The organism is Acidilobus sp. 7A (genome assembly GCF_003431325.1).
Lineage (GTDB): Archaea > Thermoproteota > Thermoprotei_A > Sulfolobales > Acidilobaceae > Acidilobus.
Window position 1 is genome coordinate 524736 of record NZ_CP010515.1, and the last position, 19783, is coordinate 544518.

Here is a 19783-nt window from a genome sequence, read left to right on the forward strand (position 1 = left end):
CTAGTACAGGACTCAGGTTAAACTCTAATAGGTGACTTAAATGGGTTGGTGACAGAGTCGTTTGGGCACTGCATTAATGATAGGACGCCATACTTGAGCAGCAGGGAAAGGGGGACGGTGGCGCCTTTCACTATTCTCTCGAACGTTAGTGCCGCGCCCAGCCATATCCTATTCCAGTACCTCCTTCCAGTGTGCTTTAGGCTGCTCTTTACCTTCGGGCACCTAACCCTCACGTAGCCTACTCCATCGACATATGGCGTGTGGCCATGATACATAAACCTCAGCCTAACCTTCCTCAGGCCGAAGAGCGCGTATTCGCAAAGGTCGTAGTGGACCCTTGCGTAGGCGTAGAGGAGCCTGTACCTATCCTCGTCTCTTAGGAACACAAACTCTATGGGCTCATACTCGGCCTTCGCATCGGACCTATATATTGAGAAGGGGAACCAGGCGTAGATGGCCAGGCCTACAAGCCTCTGATTAATTTCATCAGGCCACGCAGTCATAGAGAACTCCCTAGCTGGGTCAACGTTCCTGGGCAGCTCCACCTCGGCAGCGTAATCATTAATGAGTGACTCTACTAGATCCGAGGCCAGACTGACCATCTCAGGCAGCCTTGACTTAAGGCCTTCGCGGTCGCCTATAGCTAGCCTCAGGGAGCTTGGCAGGCCGTCGAGGAGCAGGCTCCTGTTCCTGAGCTTTGCGCACTCCCTCTCCAGGCTCTCAACGTCTGGCGGCTCCATCAAAAACTTGGCACCTGCTGCGATAGCCTATAGTACACCCTTTTCCTTGTCCTGCCCCTGTTCTCTATGTTAATGACCTCTATGCTGCCAACCTCACAGGTGTTTTTAACGTGAGGGGCTCCATCAGCCTGTATGTCAACGCCCGGTATCTCAACTACCCTTAGCCTGTCAACGGCTGGGGGCAGCCTGCTGGCGAGCTTGACTATGCCCGGTATCTGCAGGGCTTTCTCCCTCTCAAGCCAGTACACCTTAACTTCAACGCACTTCCTCAGGATTTCATTAGCCTCTTTGACGGCGTCAGCTATGGCGCTCCTCCAGTTCTCCAAGTTAGACAGGTCAAAGTCGTCCTGAGCCATGTCAGGCCTTATGCGACCACCCGTTATTTTGGCGTTGTACTTGTTGTAGAGCACTGCAGCTAGGACGTGACTGGCCGTGTGAAGCCTCATCATGGAGTACCTCCTGTCCCAATCTATGATGCCCCTCACGCGGTCGCCCTGCTTAAGCTGGGCGGGCGACTCAAGTACGTGGGCTACGTCGTCACCGTCCTCAACCACGTCTATAACCTTGACCTGGGCGTCAGCGGGCAACACCAGCACGCCCGTGTCAGCGTCAAGGCCCCCTGAGGGCCCCGGGTGGAAGGCGGTGGCGTCAAGGTAGACCTTGTTCTGGTCGATTTTAGTCACGCTCGCCTCAAACTCCTTGATATATGAGTCCTCCTGGTATAGCAACCTAACCATCTCACGCACCCTTGGCTGGAGCCGCCGGCGGGACTTGAACCCGCGACCACCGGCTCTCCCGACCTCGGCGCCCCGAGACCATACGAGGCCGGCGCTCTACCGGCTGAGCTACGGCGGCCCTAAATGCTGTAACACCTGCCATTCGTTTAAATGCTTAACCTGGTTTCAGCTAGGTTGGACAGGCGCAGCTAAGGCCCTCCATGGCTGTGAGGGAGCGCCAACCCTTGCAGTTAGCCCCGAACTGGGATAGAGCCTGCGCCCTAGGGGGTTCTGAAGACCCTCATTGCCCCAAGGTGATGGGTCTGACCCCCTCCCCGCCCTGAAGGGCGAGGCTTTTCAATTGTAACCCCGAGCAGATGAGGAACCTGGAGCTGTCCTGAAGGGGGCCCTCGCTTCTGAGGTCGGCCTAAGTTGGCTTGACGCAGCAAGCTATATGAGTATCCCACTATGTGTACATAGTAGGTTTTATTTTGTTTCGAACTTAAGATACGTGACGCTTTAAACCTTCTGTAGTCTTCTGACAGGTCGGTAAGGCCCTTTGATTGGTATTGAAAGTAAGCTCTCGGATAACGTTAAGCGCATGAGGCCATCGGAGATAAGGGAAATCCTAACGCTCACCGAGAACAGAAAGGTGCTTAGCCTGGCAGGGGGTTTGCCAGGACCTGAGGTTTTCCCAAAGGAGGAGCTTGCGGCTATCGCTTCAAGGGTCATAGAGGAGCTTGGTGACAGCGCGCTTCAGTACTCCCCAACCCTTGGCGTCATGCCGTTCAGGGAGGCAGTAGTAGACTTTGTTAAGGGGAAGGGCGTTAAGGTCAATGACAACGACAGGGTAGCCGTCACCACTGGCAGCCAGGAGGCAATATACCTGCTTGCCATGACCCTCGTGAACCCAGGCGACGGCATTGTTGTCGAGAGCCCGACGTATCTGGCCGCGCTCAACGTCTTCAGGTACCACGGGGCCGAGTTTATACCTGTGCCCATTGACGAGAACGGCATGAGAACAGACCTCCTGGAGGACAGCATAAAGAAGGCCAAACAGAGGGGCATAAATGTCAAGATGATATACACGGTTGCTACGTGTCACAACCCGACTGGCGTCATAATGAGTGATGACAGGAGAAAGGAGCTCCTGGAGGTTGCGAGCAAGTACGACCTGCTGGTAATTGAGGACGACCCGTACAGCTTCTTCGTGTTTGACGACACAAACTTCACCCACCTGAAGACCATGGACAGCGAGGGCAGAGTCATATATCTTGGCACGTTCAGCAAGATACTTGCGCCGGGCCTTAGGCTGGGCTACATGATAGCTGACAGGCAGCTTACGAGGGCCGTGGAGCTTGCTAAGCAGATGGTGGACCTCCACTCTTCAACCCTCTCCCAGTATATAGCGCTCTACGCCATCAGGGAGGGCGTAGTTGACAAAACCATAGAGAAGGCCAGGAAGGCCTACAAGGAGAAGAGGGACGTTATGGTTGACGCGCTAGAGGAGTACATGCCTGAGGGGAGCCACTGGTTTAAGCCGAAGGGAGGTCTCTTCGCCTTCATTTACCTGCCCGAGGGCGTCGACACCGCCGACATGCTGCCAACGGCTATAGACAGGGGGGTCGCCTATGTGCCAGGGAGGAACTTCTTCTCCGACGGCAGCGGCGCTAATGCAATGAGAATAAACTTCAGCTACCTGTCGCCAGACAAGCTGAGGACCGGGATAAAGATAATAGCTGACACCGCAAAGGATTACCTGGCGTCTAAGAGGGCGACCTCGGCCTAGGGCTCTTTGCTCCAGACCCTCATCACAATTTTCAGAACTAAGTTTCAGTCATCGCCCAGCTAGGGTTAGAGGTCACAGGCAAATAACTTTTCCCATAGTGAGCAGGGGTTAAACGTAGTGCTAAGATGGGTGGGTGCCTAGGGCTGAAGCTAGTGAAGTACCAAAGGCTAAACATTTACGGCTCGAGGACGCTACGGAAGCGGGCAGACGGTCTTGACCTGGGGCCTCTTCGATAGGCTCGCCAACAGGTATGAGGACTGGTTTACAAGGAACAGGGTCACCGCGAGGAACGAGCTGCTGGCAGTGCTGGAGGCTGACCCAGGCCAGAGGCCCTGCGTTGACATAGGCTCAGGCACGGGCTTCTTCACGGACAGCCTCGGCTGCCTTGGGGTCGAGCCAAGCATAGGCATGGCCGCGCTGGGCAGGGTGCTCAGGCGAGTTGACGCTGTGCAGGGCAGGGCAGAGTCAGCGCCCTTAAGGTCTGAGTCAATGTCAGTGGCCTTCATAGTAGTTACGCTGTGCTTCCTCCCAACGCCCAAGGAGGCGGTGCTGGAGGCCTACAGGGTGCTCAAGCCAGGCGGCTGGGCTGTACCATGCATAGTGCCAAGCGAGAGCAGCTGGGGCCGCAGGTATGAGGCTGAGGCGAAGGAGGGGCACCCCTTTTACAGCGCGGCCAGGTTCCTGAGCTTCGGTGAGGTCGTCGACATGTTCACCTCAGCAGGCTTTAGGCTTGACAAGGCCGTCGGCACTCTGGCGTATGGACCGGACGATGAGCCAAGACCTGAGGTTCCAACAGTATATACCGGCAGGGAGGGCTTCGTCTGCATGAGATTTAAGAAAGTTGGTCGTCAACTGGAGGTGGGTGAAGAGGCTCGAAAGGGCTGACCTATGGGATGAGGAGCCCGCGCAGGCCTGACGCGTTTTATGCGTATTATCGCGCGGAGAGCGCTAGCTCAAGGTGATGTGCTTGAGGTTCCTGGTCACAGGGGGTGCGGGCTTCATCGGGTCCCACTTAGTTGAGCTTCTCATATCCGAGGGGCATAGTGTCACCGTAGTTGACAACCTCAGCACTGGCAGGGTAGAGTTCCTTAAGGGCGTCATGGGGAACCCGCGTCTCAGGTTTATAGAGGCTGACCTGCTGAGGCCTGAGGTGGCCAGGGAGGCTGCCAGGGGTGTTGATGCGGTCTTTCACCTGGCGGCCAACCCAGAGGTAAGGATAGGTCAGCAGAGCCCCGAGTCCATATATAGGCAGAACGTTGAGATGACTTATAACGTCCTTGAAAGCATGAGGGTTGCCGGCGTCAGGGCATTAGCGTTCGCTTCATCCTCAACTGTATATGGTGACGCCAAGGTTATACCGACGCCTGAGGACTATGGCCCGCTCTACCCCATAAGCGTGTACGGTGGCTCCAAGTTGGCCTCAGAGGGCCTGATAAGCGGCTACGCCTTCACATTCGACTGGACAGCGGTCTCCTTCAGGCTCGCTAACGTGGTGGGACCCAGGTCCACTCACGGCGTTATCTATGACTTTATAAATAAGCTGAGGAGGAACTCCAGCAGTCTCGAGGTCCTCGGGGATGGCACTCAGAGCAAGAGCTACGTTCATGTGCGCGACACTGTCAAGGCCATGTATCAGCTGCTCATGAAGGCCATAGATAAGGGGGTCAGGTATGAGGCCTTTAACGTGGGAACCCCTGATAGGGTCTCGGTGCTTGAGATAGCTCACATAGTGGCCGAGGCCATGGGCCTTACCCCTCAGGTTTACACTACAGGAGGCGTCGACGGCGGCAGGGGGTGGAAGGGTGACGTAAAAGTCATGCAGCTCTCGGTTGATAAGGCCATGAGCTGGGGCTGGGCTCCTGAGGTTAAGAGCAGCAGGGACGTCGTGAGAAGGGCGGTTGCAGAGGCGCTGAGCGAGTTCAAAGCTTAATTTTCCCCGCTATAATGGCTAACTGGGTGCCGCGGTAGTATAGTCCGGCCCAGTATGCGGGCCTTTCGAGCCCGTGACCCGGGTTCAAATCCCGGCCGCGGCACCAGCTGTGTCAGCTCTCAGGGATCGGTATGCTTTTGTTGTTTGCTACGCAAATAAAAATCATAAATTTATTTCTAAATAGGAAAACAAAACCCTTACTTTACCTTCTCCTTGGTCTTCTTGGCGGCCTCCTTACCTACCTCTTTGGTCTTATCAGTAAGGTCCTTTAGGCCCTTCTTTATGTCTACCATACCAATTGACCCTTTTAATTTGAATTATTTATAAATTAAAAACTTTTCTATTGAAGGTTGGCTAAGCCGACGCGCCTGAAGGCGTAGGCCCCTCTGCTCAGGCCATCTAGTAATGTCTACAAGCTCTGCAGCGCTGTTAGTGGAGCTATGTCGTGCGAGAGCGCAGAGCGATGAGAAGGAAGCGCAGCGCATAACCTTGCCTTAAGTTAGTTTGCAGAGACTTTTATCACAGCTTACTAAAAGGCGGTTAAAGTAGCCAGCTCGCTTTCTTTTAAGGTTTTTATGAAGACCTTCTTATGGAACCCCTTTTAGGCAGGGCTGACGAGCCCTTCATGATGGGAGGCTTGACAAGGTTTAATGCGGTGGGGGACTCGATACAGAGGCTTGACATAGAGCTAGGCCCTAAGGAGAAGGTCTACGCTGAGGGGGGTCACTTAATCTATAAGTCGCAGAGCGTCAGGCTCACAGCGTCTGCAAAGGGAGGCCTTCTGTCAGGGCTTAAGAGAGCCCTCACAGGCGCCACGTTCTTCGTCCTCGAACTTGAGGGGCCCGGCAGCGCCTCGTTGGCCGGCTTTGCGCCAGGTAAGATAGTTGAGATAGAGCTGTCGCAGAACGATGAGGTCCTGGCTGAGCACAGGAGCTTCCTGGCAGCTGAGGAGTCAGTCAGCTACGACGCCTCCCTGACAGGGCTCGGCTTTGGCTGGCTCGGGGGCGAGGGGCTATTAATGGCCAAGTTCAGGGGGCCAGGCAGGCTGTTCCTGCACACCAGTGGCGACGCTGTTATGTTAAGCCTCGGGCCTGGGGAGTCCGTGGACGCCGAGGCCGGTCACGTCCTGGCCTTTGATTCCTCGGTAAAGGTCTCCGTCGGCAGAGTGAGCGGCTTTAAGACCATGCTTTTTGGTGAGGAGGGCCTATGGTTTGCCAGGGCCACAGGCCCAGGCAGGATCTGGCTCAGGACCCTCAGCAGGCAGCAGATAATAATGGGCCTGATGCCGGACATCGCCAAGGTGGTAAGAGCTTGAGCTACAGCTGCAACTCTGTAGCTATCTCAGAGGAGGCCAGGGCTAGGGGGATATTCGTCAGTTTCACCTTCGTGGAGCTAGCAGGTCCAGCTGTTGAGAGCGGGCTACGGGACGCTATTAGCAGGGTCACAAACGCCACGAAGGCTTTAGCGTCACTGGAGGACCTCAAGGATAACCAAGTGGTAAGAGCATACAGGAACTTCTACTGGAGGCTCGGCATAGACCCAACCAAGATGCGACCCAGCTCTGAGGCCCTCGCCAGGAGGGCCCTCAGGGGGGACTTCCCGAGCGTGAGCCCCCTGGTAGACGCCTGCAACGCCGCGTCGCTGGAGACGCTGGTGCCCATAGGCCTCTATGACCTGGACCTGGCAAAGCTGCCGCTCCTCGTGAAGCTGAGCGAGGGCGGGGAAAGGTTCTTTCCGATAGGTGGGAGGGAGCAGGTTCTTCCAAGGGGTTATCCAATCATGATCGACTCAGCCGGCGTCGTGGTTCATATATACGCTCACAGGGACTCAGCGCTGACTTCCATCAGGCAGACGACGCGCAGGGCTCTCGTGGTAGGCACCGGCGTCCCTGGGGTTCCCTCTGATCTTGTGGACAGGGCAGTCTTGCGTACAGTAGAGCTGGCCAGGCTCATTGGTTGGGGTCAAAAGGGGCCCCTCTGCAGGGCGTGACCTAGAAGGCGCTATAGGCGTCAACGAGGATAATTGAGTTCAATGAATCTGTACTTCGTGTGCTCAGGTACAAAAGCACTTAACCCACGAGGTCCTATAGCGCTGTGGAGCCGGGGTGGCCGAGCGGTCCAAGGCGGCGGGCTGCAGTGGACAGCCGCGGAGACCCGTTATATCCCGGGTTCGAATCCCGGCCCCGGCTCCACGCTATTCAACAGGAACCACGCTGTTATTCTTAATGCACACGTCAACATAGCTGGAGCTCACCTGGCCCGCGAGGAGGCCGACTAACCTCACGCCGTTAACGTTGATGAGTGCCCTCACGCTATTATTTATATCAACGTAGACCAGCTCCAGCCTACCGGACAGCCTTATGCCGTCGCACCTGTCGGCGCCCACTATGATGGATGTGTATCTGGCCGCCACGTGGCTGGACCCGTTGCAGAGCTCTGGGGCAAGCTTTTCACATGGCACTACGTTGTCGTAACCCAGGTACCTGGCCGCCTGGGCCTTGAGGGGCCTTGAGAGGGCCCTCTCAGCGGGGCCTAGGTCGTAGAGCCTGCCGCTCTCCATGTAGACAAGCCGTGTCGACGCCCTCAGGAGCATTGTGATGTACTGGCTCACTATGACTGTAGCGACGCCGAGCTCCCTGCTGACGTAGTTCACCAGGTCCACAAGGTCCTCAACGGAGTTTGGGTCGAGGTTTGACGCTGGCTCATCCATGAGAAGAAGCTTCGGCCTCGCCACCACGGCCCTGGCTATGGCTACCCTCTGCATCTGACCGCCTGAGAGCTCCGTGACCCTCCTCTCAAGTAATTCGCTTAAGCCAAGCCTTCCAGCGATCTCATTAACGGCGGTCTCCCTCTCGGCCCTTGGAACACCCCTAGCCCTGAGCGGGAACTCTATGTTGCCCCTTACAGTCATGTTGTCGAAGAGGCCCAGGCCTTGAGGCACGTAGCCTATGCCCCTCTTATTTATAGGCATGCCTGTAACATCAACGCCATCTATTAGCACCCTGCCTCTCAAGGGCCTGTAGGCCCCAAGTATTGTCTTGAGGAGGGTGCTCTTCCCTGCCCCATTGGGGCCGAACAGCAGCACTGCCTCGCCCCTGCTTACTTCAAGGTCCACGGGCCCCAGTGTGAAGCTTCCAAGCCTCGTCACGACCCCTTCAAGCCTCAGCAGCGCCGGCAGTCCTGGGTCCCCTCCTAGCCTCAAGGAGCAGCCTGGCCAGGACAAAAATACCAAGAACCACAACTAGCATCGCAGCTGAGAACTTGGCCGCCTCAATTATGCCGAGGCCCACGTAGGCCTCATATATGGCCACAGGGGCTGGGTAGACCAGGCTCCTCCCGAAGTAGACATCATACGCCACTATGAAGAGCGCGCCCGCCTCTGAGGCCGCCCTGGCCCACGAGGTGAGGGCTCCGCCGGCCACGGACCTCCAGATCCTCGGCAGGACCACGCTTGTGAAGGCCCTGGCCCTTGAGGCCCCAAGGCTCATCGCAGTCAGCTCAAGATCAGGGCTAATCGCGTTGAGGGCGGACTCGACGACCCTGACGGTGTAGGTTGCCGAAACGTATGTAACTGCCATGGCGGCCCCAAGTATTGTGTCCACAACGTTTATGCCAAGCCTGTGAAGGATCGGGCCCAGGCCGACGTACCAGGAGAAGGCAAGGACTATCATGACGCCAACGATTATGTGCGGTATCGCTATCGGCAGGTCCACGAGCGCCTCTATGACCCCCTTACCCCTGAAGCTCTGCCTGCTTAGCACGTAGGCAAGCGGCACCCCAAAGATAACGGAGGCCGCGGCGGCTATAGTCGAAGTAATTATAGTCACTAGGAGCGCCAGCTCAAAGCCTCTGACCCTCAGGGCTTCAGCCAGTCCACTTCCGCCAACGAGTATGAGCACAGCTATAGGGTATGAGAAGAAAAGCAGTAAAAGGCCTCCAGCTATAGCCAACAGCAGTAGAAAAGGGCTTGGCCTCAAGGCTGACCCTCACGGGAATATGCTGCTAAGGTACGATTCATTCGCTAAGGGCACCGTGAAGGGCTTCAAGGGGGCCGGCACAGCCGAGTAGTTGCCGTAGACGACGGCGGGCACTATTGGGTTTATTCCGTAGCTCTCAAGCACCCTCTGGCCAGCTGGGCTGAAGAGCAGCAGCAGGAAGCCTATGGCGGCCTGCTGGTTCGGCGCAGAGAACGGTATCGTGGTCGTGTAGACCACAGGGTTACAGGCGAAGGTCTTCGTCTGGCCCAGCTCGGTCCAGGTAACGTTGACCTGGTGATAGAAGTTCACGTAGCTCATGTTGCCGAGGTTTATGAACGGCGGGAGCGTTATGTATGTCATGTTGAAGCCCTTGGCCTGGTAGGCCTCCGTCTGAGGCATGGCGTTTGACATGTAGGCCGAGAGAATGAACTGAACGGAGCTGTTGGCGTACATAAGCGTCAGCAGGTCTATCTCCGTGTTCCTCATCTGGTACTTGTTCACGTTGTTATAGACCGCGTCCCAGTAGTAGGAGGCGTTGTGCATAAACGCAAGGCCGGCCAGCCTGAGGACGCACTGGGCCTGGTAGCCGCTCGGGTCGGTGAACGGGTTTGAGACGCCCACGACAGTGCTTGAGTTGAGGGCTATTATGTCAAATATCCTCTCCCAGGTCTGGTTCCACTCCGCGCTCATGGGCGTCTCCTGCTGAGCCTGCCTCCACAGGCTGTAGACCTCCCTGCCGGCCGGGGTCTCAAGGTCAACTATTACTACCATCTGAGTCACGCCGAAGGCTATCTCATAGCTTGCGTACTTGGGGAAGAGCACGGAGGGTATGGTAGTGGTGTCGGCGCTGGCGACCAGGCTGAATACCTGAGTTGTGGCCTCCTTCTGCGCCACCTCGCCGCTCCCAGCGAAGAGAGGCTGGCCCTCAACTATAGAGGGGTTGTAGGCCTTATACATTGAGAGCAGCTGGCTGAAGCTGAACTTGAGTGTGCCAGCCGCTCCAATGGTAAAAGGCGCGCTTGAAGCTGTTGAAGTCATTGTAGTGGTAGTTGCAGAGACTTTAGTGGCCGTGATAGCAGCAGTCTTACGAGGGACTGCAACATAGCCGACCCCGGCGCCTATAGCAAGGCCTATGATGAGGCCCACTGCAAGATAAAGCCACATGGAGCCCCTCGTCTGGCTCACGAAGCTTACCCTTGTAACGCACGGAGCTGAGTAATATAAAAACGTTATTTACAAGAGTTCTGTATTAATATTCAGACTCACCTGTCAGCCCTCACAATCCTTAGGTAAGACTCTATGGCCTCCCTTATTACTTCGCTCCTGTACTTCTTTTCACTCACTGCGAGCTTGTCAAGCTCCATAAGGGTGTCGACGTCAAGTTTGAATGAGATTATTCTGAGGGATCTTTCAACCTGCATCTGTTAGCCCTGCACTCCATGACTTAGGATTAGAGTAAAAGGGCTCTTCAAGAACCCGCTTACTCAAACCCCTCGGCGGAGGCCTAGCTTCGTTCCCGAAACTGTGAGCCCTGGAGGCAACACTTAAAAGAGTGTCCGCAAGGTCTACAGACGGTGCCGCCGTAGCTCAGCAGGTAAGAGCGCCGGACTCATACGGCCTTGAAGCCGAGGTCGGGGCTGGGGAAATCCGGAGGTCCCGGGTTCAAACCCCGGCGGCGGCACCACGTCACCTACTCTTAGCTATCATTTATTGCACATTTATTGTACTATGTCTTATCGGACACTGGCTGACAGGAGCGTGATTAAAGTTAACGCTCAATAAAAGAGCCTTAAACAAAAAGTGGCGCTGGGCGCGTCACAGGTAAATTGATACTATGGAGCCCAGGAGAAGCGGAGCGACGATGCCCAGCACTAGCAGCAGCAGGGCGCCAATTGTTAAGGCGGTGGAGTACCTGACCCTAGGCCTTGGAGTTCCCTCATAGTCCTTGCGGAGCAGCTCCCTCGACGCTGTTATGTAGTAGACTGAGCTGATGCCGCTGTTTATTAGTGCTGCCAGAACCAACCAGATTCCATAGCCCGCTATTCCTGCGGCGGAGAAGAACATGTACAGCTTGCCCCAGAAGCCCAGGAGTGGTGGCACGCCGAGCAGGCTGTAGAGCAGAACTGAGGCAGTAACGGCGCTCAGCGGACTTGACCTCATGAGGCCCTTCAGCGAGTCGAGGCCCCTGCCGACCTCGCCCACGAACGCGAACAGTGGGGCCTTCGCCATGGCATAAGCTATTGACTGGAGGGCAACTGCGAACAGGGCCAGCTTAAGCATGTACTCGTTGCCAACCCCAGCGAAGTAAGAGGCGGCGGCCATGGCAGCAAAGATATAGCCTACCTGGGCCATGGAGCTGTAGGCAAGTATTACCTGGAGATCCCTCGTGGTGAAGGCGGCCACGTTGCCGTATGTCATGGTGGCCACTGCCAGCACTGCCAGCGTCAGGGCAACTTCCTTGTAGAGGCCGCCGCCAGAGGCTATTATTATGAAAGTCCTTGTGAGCACCGCGAGGAAGGCCAGCTTCGCGACTGCGGCCACGAACGACACGGTCCTGCCGTCACCCCTGCCGTAGACGCTTGGGAGCCACCAGTGGAACGGGAAGATGCCTACCTTGAATCCAAGGGCTGCAAGGAGGAAGAGCACTGCGAGGGCCATAAGTCCCCTAGCTGCTGAGTTGACGTCAGCTAGAGGCGCTATCGAGAACGAGTACGTGCTTGAGGCCAGCGCCAGGAATGTGAGGGAGCTGACAAGCATCAGCGTGGCCACCATGCCAACGTATATGTACCTTATGCCTGCTGCCTTGGCTTCCCTGGCGTCGGGCGATGCAATTATTATATAGCTTATGACCGACACCAGCAGCCATGATGCAAGTATAACTAAGGCGTTGGTGGCGCCAGCGAGGAAGAACGCGCCGAACAGTGCCATTGGGACGAGGCTGTAGAGGGCTGGGCTGCTAGTCCACTGAAGACCATCGGTTCCCACCGCCAGCAGGAAGAGGACTGAGGCTACCGCCGCTCCTAGAAGCATCAGTGACGTGAAGGAATCCTGGACCACTAGGCCGTTGTAAAAGCTGAGCGGTGAGCCTAGTGAGGAGGCATAGAGTGAGAGCCCGGCTGCAACTGCAAAGGAACCGACCCCAATGCCAGCCATCACTAGCGGAGCCATGTTGTCCCTCTTGCCAGACGGCGACGTCAGCGGCGCTATGAGCGAGGCCGCCAGCGTCACGTAGAGGAAGAACTCAACGGTTCCAATCTCCCACACTTCTCATCACCTCCACGCCATGAATATCATTATGCCAACAACGACAAGCATGAAGAGGTAAAGCGTTAGTATGTAGTCAGTGCGGCCCCTGAAGAGCGCTCTGAGCCCCCTTGATGTCAGCTCGCCAGCCTTGGGAAGGACGTAGTGATAGAAGAGGTCTATGGCCCTGTTGATAACGTTGAGGAGCCACGAGAGGCCAGCGAAGGAGTCCAGGAACAGGTAGTAGATGGCAGAGTTAACGTACCACCTGTTGAAGAGGAAGGAGTGTATGGCCCTCAGCGCGCTGCTTCTCTCAAGGAGGTAGACTAGGCTGTGGCGTCTCAGGTAGAGGAGCGCCACCCCTATGATATCTACGAGCACCACGGCCGTTATAACTATCGTGGTTAGATCTATCGGAGGCATGTAGGGAGGAGTGACCTTTATGCTGAGGGTCTCCCCTACGCCGGCAGCAACCCAGTACCCCACATAGAGCCAGGCCAGGCCCAGCGCTATTGATGCTAGGCCAAGGATTGCGTAAGGTATTAACATGAGCAGGGGCGCCTCATGGTAATGCCTCTCCTCAGACTCCTTGTTGAGCGGCGGCAGGTGGAACACCCTGACCAGAAGCCTTGTTATGTAGGCTGCAGTAAAGACCACAGCAACCACGGCCAGGGCGTACAGGGAGTAGACCTCGGCCCTCTCAACGGTGCTCAGCACGAGCTCCTTGCCGAAGAAGCCCATGAACGGGGGCACCGCCGCGAGGCTCAGGCCCGCGAGCCACGCTGATACGCCGGTCCCCTTCATGTACTTCCAGAAATTGCCCATGTCATCAATGAACCTGCTCTCTGAAGCATGGAGGGCGTAGCCCGCTACCAGGAAGAGCGCTGCCTTAAACACGGCGTGGGCTATCAGCATGGTGAGGCCAGCCATCTCAGCATAAGCCATGGCGGAGTAGTTGGCCGTAACCACCGCCAGTCCGCCAGCGGCGACTGCAAGTATCATGTAGCCTAAGTATTCGGCTGTTGAGAACGCTAGGATCAGCTTGAACTCGTGGTTTACGATTGCCATAGTCGCCATCATGAACAGCGTCACTGCGGCCAGCGAAGCTACTATGAAGAAGTATTCATGCACCTGGGCGACCGCAGCTGTCGCTCCAAGAGATGAAGCTACCAGCGCTCCGACGAAGAATATAGGGGCAAACCTCAGCATGTAATAGACGCCAACCTTAACCATAGTGGCGGCGTGTATTAGCGCCGAGACTGGCGTGGGGCCCGTCATAGCAGTGACAAGCCACTCTGTGAATGGGAACTGCGCGCTCTTGGCGAGGGCGCCAAGTGTGAATATGAACAGGAACGCCGTCAGGAGCCCCCTAGTGGCAAGGAACGACATCCAGGACCCAGCGGAGCTCGCAATGGTTGGTATGCTCATGCTGCCTACTAGCGCGAAGACGCCAGTCATGCCTACTAGGAATCCTACGTCGCCAACTCTGGTGAAGAGCATGGCTCTGATGCCGCTCGTGCTAGGCTCGAAGTACATAGGCTTGCCCAGCGCCGTGCTTCCCGGCACGCCGACCCAATATTCCTTCTCATCCGTGTACCAGTGCCCTATGAGCGCGTAGCTCGCCAGTCCGGTGCCCTCCCAGCCTACGAACATGAGGATCAGGTTGCTGGCCGTCACGACTAGCATCATGCTGCCCACGAAGAATGATATGAAGAAGAAGTAGCGCTGGACTCCCCAGTCTCCCTTCATATAATCTATGCTATAAAGGTCTATGAGGAAGCTGAGCCAGGAGACCACGGTGGCCATTATGGCGCTCAGGCCGTCCAGGTAGGTACCGACGTGGACCTTAAGCACCTGGTCCCAGTACCAGCTGCTCGTGGCATATATGACCTCATGGTCGGCGAGCACGTAATAGAGGGCAGCGCTTGAGACCAAGGCGCTAGCCAGCACGCTGAGAACGCTAATTATTCCATAGGCCTTCTCATTCCTAATCCCAGCGAGCCACATGAGGGCTAGGAGGCCTGCCCCTAGGTATGGGGCAAGCCAAGTCCAGGACCATGTGAGCCAGTAAGCGTGAACTATGGTGGCCATTCATGCACCACCTCCTAAGCCTGAGAGGAGGACAACGTGCGTCACGGCCGCGCTGAGGCCGGCCGTGATCGGGTTTATAGCAAGGAAGAAAATTACGCTGAAGATTGCTATGGCCAGCATTGAGAGCTTAAAGCTGTCAACCTTTTCGGCGGCCTCTATCTTTGACCTAGGCTGGCCATAGAAGACCCTCCTCATAGTTATGAATGAGTATGACGCCGTCACTGTAAGGGCCACTATTAGGAGCAGGCTTATGCCTACAATTGTGGCCATGTTTATGAAGAGCAGGGACTTAACTACCCCCAGAACTATATATATCTCACTCCACATGCCTATGCTCGGCGGAAGGCCAGTCAAGTTCATGAATCCGAAGAGGGCCAACGCGGCGACCAGCGGGTACCTTCTGGCTAGGCCACCCATCTTGCCTATGTCCCTGAGGCCGTGCGCCTCGGTTATGAAGACCCCAGCTGTCGTGAAGAGCAGGGCCTTGCCTATGGCGTGTGATAGGTATATCAGCATGGCGCCACTGATGCCGTAGGCGTTAAGCGTGGCAAGGCCAAGGAGCATGTAGCCCATCTGGCTTATGCTTGAGTACGCTAAGAACCTCTTGAAGTCAGTCTGCCTGAGCGAGACCAGGCCCGCATATATGATAGTAGTGAACGCCAACCCCAGGAGGAAGTCGCGCCAGTCCACCATCTGGGTTGGGAACAGCGGTATGACAAACCTAGCTATTGCATAGCCCGCGAGCCCTATGAGGTTTGGCGATAGTAGCGCTGAGATGGGGGTTGGAGCCTCAGCGTGCGCGTAGGGCAGCCACATGTGGACCCCAAAGACAGCCATCTTGACGAAGAGCCCGAAGAGTAGCAGGGCCGCTATTATCGTTGCTGCTGAGGGGCCTATGTACTCAACCGAGCCGACCGAGACTAGCTGACCATTGACGACGCTTAGGTAGTTGAACGAGTGGACGAGGAACCCAAGGTAGAGGGCGCCTGTGAGGAACACGACGGCCCCGATGTGAGTCCAAACGAAGTAAAGCAGCGATATCCTCCTCCTGTCGCCGTAGCCGTAGAATGCTATGAGGAGGAAAGAGGATATGAGGCTGCCCTCCAGGAACACGTAGAACTCCACGAGGTTCGTCGAGTAGGCTAGGCCAAGCATAGTGGCCGCGAAGATGTCATAGAGCAGAATGTAAGTCCCAAATGAGGGTGGGCTCTCTCCTGCCTCCTTCATCTCGGCTATCCTGGTCTCCATGTACTTTATACTATAAACTGCCACAAAAGCTGTGACTATCGAAAGTCCTATTATGACAGGCGCAGATAGCCCGTCTATACCAAGGGCTATAGTTCCTATTGAGTACCTTGTTAAGTTGAAGTAGAGGGGGTCTACGAGGCTGCCTGCCTCCAGCACCCCCGCGGCATACATGGCTACAACTATGAGGAGGGGCGCCAGGAGGGAGGCGGCCGAGAGGTAAGTTAGCGCGTGTAGCCCGCTCCTGCTCTTAAGCGGCCAGGCAACTACGCCCAGGGCTATTGGAAGCATTACTGTAACCCAAAGCAGCGGGTACTGAAGCATCATACCTCTTACACCTCCGACTCCTCCAGGTCACTCGATGAAAGGCTCCTGTACTGTCTTAGAAAAGCTATGAGTATTGAGACCACTACTATCACCTCAACAGAGACCACAGAAATCGCTATAATGCCAAAGTACGTGGCAAGGTAGGAGGAGCCAGCCAATATAGGTATGACTAGTAGCAGTAGCCCGTTGAACATCACCTCAACTGAAAGGAGCTGCCTTAACAGGTTGCTTGATGCCGTGAGGCCATAGGCGCCTATGCCTATTATTATAGCTGAGGTCACTAACAGTATGCCGCCAACAAACGAGTCTAGGATAATCACTTCCTCTCACCTCTCTTCGCTATAGCTATAGCCTCCACCACTGTCGCGGCCTGGCCAACGAATATGAGGGCCAGGACTGGCAGGTATTCATGAAGGGCCCCGGCGGCCGCCTGCGAGGCCTGAATTGGGGCGGGTACAATGAAGAGCCTGTAAAGGCTCAAGGCGAACACCACTACAAGGATTAGCGTGGTCACGGCGGCTGCGGCCACAAGCCCCTTGAAGGGCTCGCGGGTCTCTTCCCTCTGGGGGCCTATCATGCTTACCGAAATTATTATGAACATTACAGCGGCGCCGACATATACTAACACCAGGTAAGCGCCAATTATTCCAAAGCCAACTACGGCGAGGAGCGCGGCCGTTAACGAGCCCAGTACGGCTAGCGTCACGCTGGCGTACACTAGGTCCTTGATCCTTATAACCATGTACGCGGCGACTATTGCCATAACTGAGAGCACGGCTGCGAAGAGCGGTAGGTCAACTGAGACGCCGCTCACTTGTTCTCACCCCCACTTGCCTGGCCAATCTGCCCCTCCTGCTTAACGCTCTCATCGGCCCTCACCTTGACGAGGCCCCTCTTCTCATCAAAAACGTACGTAACAGGCACGCCCTCCTTGCTAGTTACGAACTCCGGCTGCTCCTGGAACTGCTCTAAGTTGAGTATCATGTCATTCATGTTTAGGTACACCAGGTCGTGGTACGGCACATGATAGAGGGCTTCGGTTGGACAGACGTCGACGCAGAGGCCGCAGAATATGCAGCGGTTGTAGTTTATGACCGGGTACTTCTTCTTCATCACTTTGTTAAGCTTCTTATCCTTGACGTTAACAGAGACCATCTTCATGGCCCTTGCTGGGCATATCCTGGCGCAGGACGCACAGCTTATACACTTGTCAAATATCAGCACAATGTAACCTCTGTAGCCCTGCTTTAACTTGATGTACTCGTGGGGGTATAGCAGGGTTATCCTGTTGGGGTCAAAGAAGTACTTAACTCCAAGCGTCAGAGCTCCAATGTTGCCCGCAATGGCCCTCCCAAGGAAAGTTGCCCTCGGGACCTTCTTAATCTCAGGCTTCGCCGGCATCGCACATCACCTCACGGGTGCACCCCGAAAAACGCCTCGGCCACGCTTATGCCGAAGGCAGCAAATGCAAGGGGTATGAGCACCTCCCAGGCCAGGCTAAGTGCCTGGTCGAGCCTGTACCTGCCGTAGACGGCGCGCAGGAAGCTCATAATTGCCATGACTATAGTTGCCTTCACCACAACTATGAGGCTGGGTACGAAGTACCCCAGCAGTATGCCGGGCCCAGGCCTGTAGGGCGCCCAGCCCCCGAGGAAGACCAGGGTCATGAGGACTGAGAAGGCCCACCTCCTTATGTACCCTCCTCCCATGTTGATGCCGTAGATGAGGCCGCTGTACTCGGTGAAGGGCCCTGCGACGAGCTCGGTCTCGGAGTCCGGTATCTCGAACGGGAACCCGCTGGTAGACATGAGGATTGCGATGAAGAGGTCGAGCAGGGCTATGGGGTTAAGGAGGCCAAGCCAGATGCCGGTCATCTGGTAGTTAACTATGTCGACGAGGTTAAAGGTATGGAGCAGTGGCACCACAGACAGCAGAGATATGACAGCTATGAGCTCATATGCAACTATTATGAATGACTCCCTAACGCCGCCCAGCACTGAGAACTTGTTGTTGCTGGCCCAAGCCATTACTACCGTGAATATAGGTGCCAGGGTTGAGAGGGCCACAGCTATGAGCAGGCTGTAGCCCATCGGGATTGGCCAGTACTCGCTTATTGACGTCATTGGGACAGCTACCATAGGCAACAGCGATAGTATTAACATGGCGTTCGGGGCGACTATGAACGCGAAGAAGTCAGCAGCGCTGGGTATTATGAGCTCCTGGACGGTGTACCTGATAAGGTCAGCTATGAGCTGGGGCGCCCCGCCGGTCCTTGGGCTTATCTCAAGCGGGCCGTACCTCATCTGTACCCTCGCTGCCGCCTTACGCTCAAACCATATCATGAATACGACTATTACAAGCGCGGCCACTAGGCCAGGTATTATGATGAACTGGTAGACCGGGGGGTAAAATATTATGTAATGGAAGAGCCCCCAGCCGATGTCGCTAAATACCTTCGCTGCCGTCACCATATCCATCACCTATCCCACTCTGGCGGGAAATAATCAAAACTCCCATAAATGGCAGGTAAGTCCATGAGTCTGTGGCCAGGCATCACATACTTGAAGGCTATGACGTTTCTGAACGAGGGCGTGACCACTCTAACTCTGTATGGCACATCCTTGCCGTCACTTTCAACATAATAGAAAATCTCGCCCCTGCCTGCCTCAACCCTAGCGGCGGCCTTTCCAGGGGGCACCTTGAGGGTCGCAAAGAGAGGCATTAGCTTAACCCTGTACTTACCCGCATACGGTATGTTGCCCTCATAGACGTCCTTGTAAAGCTTTGGAGCAGTCTTCCAGAACTTGTCATGCATGAAGCCCTCCCTCGGGTGCTTCTCAAGCCAGTCCACGGCCTGCTCAATTATGTTAAGGCTCTGCTTTATCTCCTCAACCCTCTGCCATGCCCTCGCCAGTGAGTCGCCCTCCTCAAAGACTGGTATCTCGAAGTCAAGCTCTGGGTACGCCTCATAGGGCTCAACGAGCCTGACGTCATACTTAATCCCGCTGGCCCTGGCATTAGGTCCGACTATGCCCAGCTCCGCGGCCTTAGTCTTAGAGATTACGCCCACGCCCTCAAGCCTCTTCCTTATGTTAGGGTTGTTCAGGTATATCTTGGCGTACTCATCAAGCCTGTACCTCATGTATCTCACGGCCTTCCTGGCGTTCTGGGGGAAGTCGTCAGGGATGTCCCTCCTGACCCCGCCGAACACGGGGTAGGAGTGGGTTAACCTTGCCCCCGTCAGGTCCTCGGCCAGCTGCACGAAGACCTCCCTGTCGCCGAAGGCCCACATGTAGATCGTCGAGTGGCCCAGGAACACTGCAAATATGCCTATGCCGTAGAGGTGGCTCGCTATCCTGTTTATCTCGCAGAGGAGCGTCCTGAGATACTTAGCCCTCTCCGGCGGCTCTATGCCAAGTAGCTTCTCGACGGCCTCAACGTAGGGGAGCGTTATGTTGCAGGCGTCCAGTATAGCCATCCTCTCGAACAACGGTATGTTCTTTATCCAGTCCCTGCCCTCGGCCAGCTTCTCCATGGTCCTGTGGACGAAGCCTATGTCGGGGTCAACTCTGACCATGACGTCACCGTCGAGCTCAACTATTATCCTCATGTGCCCTGAGCCTGGGTGCGAGGGGCCTATCTGGACCTCGTAGACGTTCCTCTCGACGGGCCTCACTTCCATGCCAGGCAGGTGAGGCACGCCGCTGGCAGATCCCTCGGACATAG

Annotated in this window: 19 protein-coding genes and 4 tRNA genes; 8 read left to right on the forward strand and 15 right to left on the reverse strand. The window is 55.9% G+C overall.

Features of this window, described 5'->3' with window-relative positions; genetic code table 11:
• Positions 1-17: 17 nt before the first annotated feature.
• From SE86_RS02665 to SE86_RS02675, 3 genes are all read right to left on the reverse strand, one after another.
• Entirely contained in the window at positions 18-743 is a 726-nt protein-coding gene (locus tag SE86_RS02665) for a hypothetical protein (protein ID WP_117354167.1), read from the reverse strand.
• Complete coding sequence (gene alaXM / locus SE86_RS02670) at positions 740-1477, reverse strand: alanyl-tRNA editing protein AlaXM (protein WP_117354168.1); 738 nt, start codon at positions 1475-1477, stop codon at positions 740-742. The genes SE86_RS02665 and alaXM overlap by 4 nt, the downstream gene beginning before the upstream one ends.
• A 16-nt stretch (positions 1478-1493) precedes the next feature.
• Positions 1494-1595 (reverse strand) — tRNA-Thr (locus tag SE86_RS02675).
• Between the two features lie 420 nt (positions 1596-2015).
• On the opposite strand from SE86_RS02675, the gene SE86_RS02680 reads away from it, so the two are divergent.
• The 7 genes from SE86_RS02680 to SE86_RS02710 all read left to right on the forward strand — a co-directional run bounded on the left by SE86_RS02680 (position 2016) and on the right by SE86_RS02710 (position 7366).
• Positions 2016-3245 (forward strand): PLP-dependent aminotransferase family protein, encoded by a 1230-nt coding sequence (locus SE86_RS02680; protein WP_117354169.1) that lies wholly within the window; start codon positions 2016-2018, stop codon positions 3243-3245.
• Between the two features lie 213 nt (positions 3246-3458).
• Positions 3459-4130 carry a class I SAM-dependent methyltransferase gene (locus tag SE86_RS02685; RefSeq protein WP_117354170.1) on the forward strand — a complete coding sequence of 224 codons (672 nt, stop codon included), beginning with the start codon at positions 3459-3461 and terminating at the stop codon, positions 4128-4130.
• A gap of 82 nt (positions 4131-4212) precedes the next feature.
• Positions 4213-5175, forward strand: a complete 963-nt coding sequence (locus SE86_RS02690) for an NAD-dependent epimerase/dehydratase family protein (RefSeq protein WP_117354171.1) — start codon at positions 4213-4215, stop codon at positions 5173-5175.
• Between the two features lie 28 nt (positions 5176-5203).
• A tRNA-Glu gene (locus SE86_RS02695) sits at positions 5204-5281 on the forward strand.
• A gap of 531 nt (positions 5282-5812) precedes the next feature.
• Positions 5813-6490, forward strand: coding sequence for a TIGR00266 family protein (locus SE86_RS02700; RefSeq protein ID WP_211096691.1), 678 nt, complete (start codon positions 5813-5815; stop codon positions 6488-6490).
• Positions 6487-7164: a phenylalanine--tRNA ligase beta subunit-related protein gene (locus SE86_RS02705; RefSeq protein WP_211096692.1), complete on the forward strand. Its 678-nt coding sequence runs from the start codon at positions 6487-6489 to the stop codon at positions 7162-7164. Before SE86_RS02700 ends, SE86_RS02705 begins: the two co-directional genes overlap by 4 nt.
• 109 nt (positions 7165-7273) lie before the next feature.
• Positions 7274-7366, forward strand: a tRNA-Cys gene (locus tag SE86_RS02710).
• 2 nt (positions 7367-7368) lie between these two features.
• Here the strand turns inward: SE86_RS02710 and SE86_RS02715 are convergent.
• From SE86_RS02715 to SE86_RS02730, 4 genes are all read right to left on the reverse strand, one after another.
• Positions 7369-8376 (reverse strand): ATP-binding cassette domain-containing protein, encoded by a 1008-nt coding sequence (locus tag SE86_RS02715; RefSeq protein WP_158543088.1) that lies wholly within the window; start codon positions 8374-8376, stop codon positions 7369-7371.
• Complete coding sequence (locus SE86_RS02720; protein ID WP_117354173.1) at positions 8330-9151, reverse strand: ABC transporter permease; 822 nt, start codon at positions 9149-9151, stop codon at positions 8330-8332. The genes SE86_RS02715 and SE86_RS02720 overlap by 47 nt, the downstream gene beginning before the upstream one ends.
• Positions 9152-9160: 9 nt before the next feature.
• Positions 9161-10315 carry a substrate-binding domain-containing protein gene (locus tag SE86_RS02725; protein WP_117355075.1) on the reverse strand — a complete coding sequence of 385 codons (1155 nt, stop codon included), beginning with the start codon at positions 10313-10315 and terminating at the stop codon, positions 9161-9163.
• Between the two features lie 98 nt (positions 10316-10413).
• Complete coding sequence (locus SE86_RS02730; protein ID WP_117354174.1) at positions 10414-10572, reverse strand: ribbon-helix-helix protein, CopG family; 159 nt, start codon at positions 10570-10572, stop codon at positions 10414-10416.
• 155 nt (positions 10573-10727) lie between these two features.
• Here SE86_RS02730 and SE86_RS02735 point away from each other — a divergent pair.
• Positions 10728-10835: transfer RNA gene (locus SE86_RS02735), tRNA-Met, on the forward strand.
• Between the two features lie 131 nt (positions 10836-10966).
• Here the strand turns inward: SE86_RS02735 and nuoN are convergent.
• The 8 genes from nuoN to SE86_RS02775 are packed head-to-tail and all read right to left on the reverse strand — an operon-like array spanning position 10967 to position 19781.
• A complete protein-coding gene (gene nuoN / locus SE86_RS02740) occupies positions 10967-12415 on the reverse strand; it encodes an NADH-quinone oxidoreductase subunit NuoN (RefSeq protein WP_117354175.1) in 1449 nt (482 codons plus the stop codon).
• A 6-nt stretch (positions 12416-12421) separates the two neighbouring features.
• Entirely contained in the window at positions 12422-14485 is a 2064-nt protein-coding gene (locus SE86_RS02745; RefSeq protein WP_117354176.1) for an NADH-quinone oxidoreductase subunit L, read from the reverse strand.
• The gene (locus SE86_RS02750; protein WP_211096694.1) at positions 14486-16054 is read right to left on the reverse strand and encodes a complex I subunit 5 family protein; all 1569 of its coding nucleotides are present in this window, start codon (positions 16052-16054) and stop codon (positions 14486-14488) included.
• Positions 16055-16062: 8 nt separating this feature from the next.
• On the reverse strand, positions 16063-16377 hold the full coding sequence (locus tag SE86_RS02755; protein ID WP_117354178.1) for an NADH-quinone oxidoreductase subunit K: 315 nt from the start codon (positions 16375-16377) through the stop codon (positions 16063-16065).
• Positions 16374-16871, reverse strand: a complete 498-nt coding sequence (locus SE86_RS02760; protein WP_117354179.1) for an NADH-quinone oxidoreductase subunit J — start codon at positions 16869-16871, stop codon at positions 16374-16376. Before SE86_RS02760 ends, SE86_RS02755 begins: the two co-directional genes overlap by 4 nt.
• Positions 16868-17458: an NADH-quinone oxidoreductase subunit NuoI gene (gene nuoI, locus SE86_RS02765; RefSeq protein WP_117354180.1), complete on the reverse strand. Its 591-nt coding sequence runs from the start codon at positions 17456-17458 to the stop codon at positions 16868-16870. Before nuoI ends, SE86_RS02760 begins: the two co-directional genes overlap by 4 nt.
• Before the next feature lie 11 nt (positions 17459-17469).
• Positions 17470-18528, reverse strand: a complete 1059-nt coding sequence (gene nuoH / locus SE86_RS02770) for an NADH-quinone oxidoreductase subunit NuoH (RefSeq protein ID WP_117355076.1) — start codon at positions 18526-18528, stop codon at positions 17470-17472.
• Positions 18529-18533: 5 nt separating this feature from the next.
• Positions 18534-19781, reverse strand: coding sequence for an NADH-quinone oxidoreductase subunit D (locus tag SE86_RS02775; protein WP_211096695.1), 1248 nt, complete (start codon positions 19779-19781; stop codon positions 18534-18536).
• Positions 19782-19783: the final 2 nt, after the last annotated feature.